Origin of the sequence: Pseudomonas fuscovaginae SE-1 (genome assembly GCF_000364705.1) — a bacterium.
In the GTDB taxonomy this organism is placed as follows: domain Bacteria; phylum Pseudomonadota; class Gammaproteobacteria; order Pseudomonadales; family Pseudomonadaceae; genus Aquipseudomonas; species Aquipseudomonas fuscovaginae_A.
The window spans coordinates 1-5,553 of sequence record NZ_AQOH01000229.1; the positions used below are offsets into that span (position 1 = coordinate 1).

Genomic DNA, 5,553 nt, shown 5'->3' on the forward strand with positions numbered 1-5,553 from the left:
CTGCCCGAACCTGATCGGCTACAAGGACGGCCTGGGCGACATCGAGCTGATGGTGTCGATCCGTCGCCGCCTGGGCGACCGCTTCAGCTACCTGGGTGGCCTGCCGACCGCCGAAGTCTATGCGGCTGCCTACAAGGCCCTGGGCGTACCGGTCTACTCGTCGGCGGTGTTCAACTTCGTGCCGAAAACCGCGATGGACTTCTACAACGCCATTGCCCGTGACGACCACGCCACCGTTGGCAAACTGATCGACGACTTCTTCCTGCCGTACCTGGACATCCGTAACCGCAAGGCCGGCTACGCCGTGAGCATCGTCAAGGCCGGGGCGAAGATCGCCGGTTACGACGCAGGCCCGGTGCGTACCCCGCTGACCGACCTGACCGAACAGGAATACGAAGCCCTGGCGGCCCTGATGGACAAGATGGGTCCGCAATAAGCGCGACCCCGCGGACTGCCACAGCCGCACACGGAGCCGGGTTAACCGCCGGCTCCGTTCACAATTCGTTAGCCCGCACAAAAATAACTAGTGGGAGTACAAGGCATGCAAGCGACTAAAAAGACGCATGTGCGCTACCTGATTCTGCTCATGCTGTTCCTGGTGACCACGATCAACTATGCAGACCGGGCCACCATCGCCATTGCCGGTTCCAGCCTGCAGAAAGACCTGGGCATCGACGCTGTCACCCTCGGCTACATCTTCTCCGCCTTCGGCTGGGCCTACGTGGCTGGCCAGATCCCTGGCGGCTGGCTGCTCGACCGCTTCGGTTCGAAAAACGTCTACGCCTTCAGTATCTTCAGCTGGTCGCTGTTCACCATGCTGCAGGGCTTCGTCGGCGGCATGCCGGTGGCCTGGTCGGTGGTGACCCTGTTCACCCTGCGCTTCCTGGTCGGTTTCGCCGAAGCCCCGTCGTTCCCGGGTAACGCCCGGATCGTCGCGGCCTGGTTCCCGGCAGCGGAACGCGGTACCGCCTCGGCGATCTTCAACTCGGCGCAATACTTCGCCACCGCGTTGTTCGCACCGATCATGGGCTGGATCGTCTACACCTTCGGCTGGGAACACGTGTTCATCGTCATGGGCGTGTTCGGCATCGTGTTCTCGGGCATCTGGATGAAGACCATCTACAACCCGAAACAACACCCGCGCATCAGCCAGAGTGAACTCGAGCACATCGAGCAGAACGGCGGCCTGGTGGACATGGACCAGAAGCGCGTCAACGACGGTCCGAAGTGGAACTACATCAAGCAACTGCTGACCAGCCGCATGCTGCTGGGCGTGTACCTGGGCCAGTACTGCATCAACGCCATCACCTACTTCTTCCTGACCTGGTTCCCGGTGTACCTGGTGCAGGAACGCGGCATGACCATCCTCAAGGCCGGCTTCATCGCCTCCTTGCCGGCCATCTGCGGCTTCATCGGTGGCGTGCTCGGTGGTGTAATCTCGGACTGGCTGCTGCGTCGTGGCAACTCGCTGACCTTCTCGCGCAAACTGCCGATCGTCTGCGGCCTGTTGCTGTCGACCACCATGGTCTTCTGCAACTACGTCGAGGCGGAATGGGTGGTGGTCGGCTTCATGACCCTGGCATTCTTCGGTAAAGGCATTGGTGCACTGGGCTGGGCGGTCGTCGCCGACACCTCGCCCAAGCAGATCGCCGGTCTGTCCGGTGGCCTGTTCAACACCTTCGGCAACATCGCCTCGATCACCACGCCGATCGTCATCGGCTACATCATCAGCGCCACCGGTTCGTTCAAGTGGGCCCTGGTGTATGTCGGTGCCAACGCCCTGGTCGCGGTGCTCAGCTACCTGGTCATCGTCGGCCCGATCAAACGGATCGAATTGCGTGACGGCCCAAAGGATGAATCGGCAACGGATGCCAACCCCACGATCCAGGTCGCGGGTGCGCGTCACTGAGTAAGAACCCGTTCATGCCCGGCAGCCGCCGGGCATGAGCGCAGTACAAAGCCTGAGAATCCATAAGAAAGGCACGACCATGCAGTTGATCGAACATTCAGACTCGCCCCGCTACGTCCGCCTGCACGAAGACGACAATGTCGTGGTGGTGGTCAATGACGGCGGCCTCGGTGAAGGCGCCCGCTTCTCCGACGGCCTGACGCTGGTGGAAGCCGTACCGCAGAGCCACAAGGTCGCCACCGTGCTCATCGCCAAGGGCGAACCGGTTCGCCGCTACGGCCAGATCATCGGCTACGCCCTGGAAGACCTGCGCCAAGGCAGTTGGGTCCAGGAAAGCCAACTGGCCATGCCGTCCGCCCCCGAGCTGGACAGCCTGCCACGCTGCGATGCCGTGCCTGATGCCCTGCCCCCGCTGGAAGGCTTCACCTTCGAAGGCTACCGCAACGCCGACGGCACCGTCGGTACCCGCAACATCCTCGGCATCACCACCACCGTGCAATGCGTGACCGGCGTGCTCGAACACGCGGTCAAGCGCATCAAGGCCGAGCTGCTGCCCAAATACCCCAACGTCGATGACGTGGTCGCCCTCACCCACAGCTACGGCTGCGGCGTGGCGATCAACGCCCGCGACGCCTACATCCCGATCCGTACCGTGCGCAACCTGGCGCGCAACCCCAACCTGGGCGGCGAAGCGCTGGTCATCAGCCTCGGCTGCGAGAAGCTGCAGGCCGGCCAGGTGATGCACGACAACGATCCATCGGTCGACCTCAGCGAGCCGTGGCTGTATCGCCTGCAGGACTCGAGCCTGGGCTTCAGCGAAATGATCGAGCAGATCATGGAGCTGGCCGAAACCCGCCTGAAGAAACTCGACCAGCGCCGCCGTGAAAGCGTGCCGGCCAGCGAACTGATCCTCGGCATGCAGTGCGGCGGCAGCGACGCCTTCTCCGGCATCACCGCCAACCCGGCCCTGGGCTACGCCGCCGACCTGCTGGTACGCGCCGGCGCCACCGTGCTGTTCTCGGAAGTGACCGAAGTGCGCGACGCGATCTACATGCTCACCTCCCGCGCCGAGAACCAGGACGTCGCCGACGCCCTCGTCCGTGAGATGGACTGGTACGACCGCTACCTGCAGCAAGGCGCCGCCGACCGCAGCGCCAACACCACGCCCGGCAACAAGAAAGGCGGCCTGTCGAACATCGTCGAGAAATCCCTCGGCTCGATCGTCAAGTCCGGCAGCGGCGCCATCCAGGGCGTACTCGGCCCGGGCGAGCGCGTCAACCGCAAGGGCCTGATCTTCTGCGCCACCCCGGCCAGCGACTTCGTCTGCGGCACCCTGCAACTGGCCGCCGGCATGAACCTGCACGTGTTCACCACCGGCCGCGGTACCCCGTATGGCCTGGCCATGGCGCCAGTGGTCAAGGTGTGCACCCGCACCGAGCTGGCCGAGCGCTGGCCTGACCTGATCGACATCGACGCCGGGCGCATCGCCACCGGCCGTTCGAGCATCGAGGAACTGGGCTGGGAGCTGTTCCACTACTACCTCGACGTCGCCAGCGGCCGCAAACAGACCTGGGCCGAGCAGCACAAGCTGCACAACGACATCACCCTGTTCAACCCGGCGCCAATCACCTGATGCACCGGGCCGGCTCGTTCTTCGCGATCCCTGTGGGAGCGGGCTTGCCCGCGAACACCGGCAAAGCCGGTGCCCTACACCGCGCCACCTGCTTCGCGGGCACGTCGGGTCGCCGCACCGCCGGCTCCTACAGGGAATCGAGCCAGCCCATTCCATCCGCATTCCTTCACTTCTCTCTAAAAGGAGCATTCCATGCCTGAGATCCTCGGCCACAACTTCATCGCCGGTCAGCGCAGCGCCGCTGGCACCCAGCGTCTGCAGAGCCTGGACGCCACCACCGGCGAGGCCCTGCCCTATCAGTTCGCCCAAGCCACCGAAACCGAAGTGGACCAGGCGGCCAAGGCCGCTGCTGCCGCGTTCGCCGAGTTCCGCCAACTGGCGCCCGCCCGTCGCGCCGAATTCCTCGACGCCATCGCCGCCGAACTGGATGAGCTGGACGACAGCTTCGTCGCCATCGTCTGCCGCGAAACCGCCCTGCCCGCCGCTCGTATCCAGGGCGAGCGCGGCCGTACCAGCGGCCAGATGCGCCTGTTCGCCCAGGTACTGCGCCGTGGCGACTTCCTCGGTGCGCGTATCGACCTGGCCCTGCCTGAGCGTCAGCCCCTGCCACGCGTCGACCTGCGCCAGATGCGCATCGGCGTGGGCCCGGTAGCCGTGTTCGGCGCCAGCAACTTCCCACTGGCCTTCTCCACCGCCGGTGGTGACACCGCCGCGGCCCTGGCGGCCGGTTGCCCAGTCGTGTTCAAGGCCCACAGCGGCCACATGGCGACGGCCGACCTGGTCGGTTGCGCCATCCAGCGTGCCGCTGAGCGTACCGGCATGCCAAAAGGCGTGTTCAACATGGTCTTCGGCGGTGGCGTTGGCGAGTGGCTGGTCAAGCACCCGGCGATCCAGGCCGTTGGTTTCACCGGCTCCCTGAAAGGTGGCGACGCCCTGTGCCGCATGGCCGCCGAGCGTCCACAGCCGATCCCGGTGTTCGCCGAGATGTCCAGCATCAACCCGGTGATCATCCTGCCGGGCGCCCTGGCCAAGCGTGGCGAAGCCATCGCCCGCGAACTGGCAGGCTCCGTCTGCCTGGGTGCCGGCCAGTTCTGCACCAACCCTGGCCTGGTCATCGGCCTGCAATCGCCACAGTACAGCCAACTGCTGGGTGAGCTGGGTCAGCACCTGGACCAGCAAGCCGGTCAGACCCTGCTCAACGCGGGCGGCCTGCGCAGCTACGTCGGCGGCCTGGAGCACCTGAAGGCCCACGCCGGCATCAAGCACCTGGCCGGTCAGGCCCAGGAAGGCAGCCAGGCCCGTGCCCAGCTGTTCCAAGCGGACGCCCGCCTGCTGGTGGAATCCGATCCACTGCTGCAGGAAGAAGTCTTCGGCCCGACCACCGTCGCCGTCGAGGTCAAGGACAACGAGCAACTGCGCGCTGCCCTGCTCGGCCTGCGTGGCCAGCTGACCGCCACCCTGATCGGTGAAGCGGAAGACTTCGAAGCCTTCGCCTGGCTGGTGCCACTGCTGGAAGAGAAAGTCGGCCGTATCCTGATCAACGGCTACCCGACCGGTGTGGAAGTGTGTGATGCGATGGTTCACGGTGGTCCGTACCCGGCGACTTCCGATGCCCGTGGTACTTCGGTGGGTACCCTGGCGATCGATCGCTTCCTGCGTCCGGTTTGCTACCAGAACTACCCGCAATCGCTGCTGCCTGAGGCACTGCGTGATGGCAACCCGCTGGGGCTGCGTCGCCTGGTGAATGGGCAGTGGAGTGATGCGGCGATCTGATTGCTGCGTTGGTAGAGAGAGCCCCGCTTTGGCGGGGCTTTTTTATTTCCGGCGGTGTGTGTGTCCGTTTGAAGGGAGGCGTGACCTACCCCTGAATCTGATTCGCTACGGGGACGCCATCCAGTAGCGCATCGACCACTGCCCGTGCCATCTCCACGGAATGCAGCATGCTCCAGAACAATGCCCGCTCGAAAGTGTCACCGCCAATGTAAAACTGACCCCCTAACGCCAACGCAAA

General features: G+C 64.7%; 4 protein-coding genes. All 4 read left to right on the forward strand.

Translation table 11 applies throughout. From position 1 onward, the window contains the following. Window positions 1-436 (forward strand): dihydrodipicolinate synthase family protein (locus K675_RS0119675; RefSeq protein ID WP_017905196.1); only part of this gene is annotated, 436 nt, incomplete at its 5' end. A 105-nt stretch (window positions 437-541) separates the two neighbouring features. Continuing rightward, on the forward strand, window positions 542-1,909 hold the full coding sequence (locus K675_RS0119680; RefSeq protein ID WP_026145363.1) for an MFS transporter: 1,368 nt from the start codon (window positions 542-544) through the stop codon (window positions 1,907-1,909). Window positions 1,910-1,988: 79 nt separating this feature from the next. Further along, window positions 1,989-3,542: a galactarate dehydratase gene (gene garD, locus K675_RS0119685; protein WP_017905198.1), complete on the forward strand. Its 1,554-nt coding sequence runs from the start codon at window positions 1,989-1,991 to the stop codon at window positions 3,540-3,542. Between the two features lie 192 nt (window positions 3,543-3,734). Further along, window positions 3,735-5,315 carry an aldehyde dehydrogenase (NADP(+)) gene (locus K675_RS0119690; protein ID WP_017905199.1) on the forward strand — a complete coding sequence of 527 codons (1,581 nt, stop codon included), beginning with the start codon at window positions 3,735-3,737 and terminating at the stop codon, window positions 5,313-5,315. Window positions 5,316-5,553 lie beyond the last annotated feature (238 nt).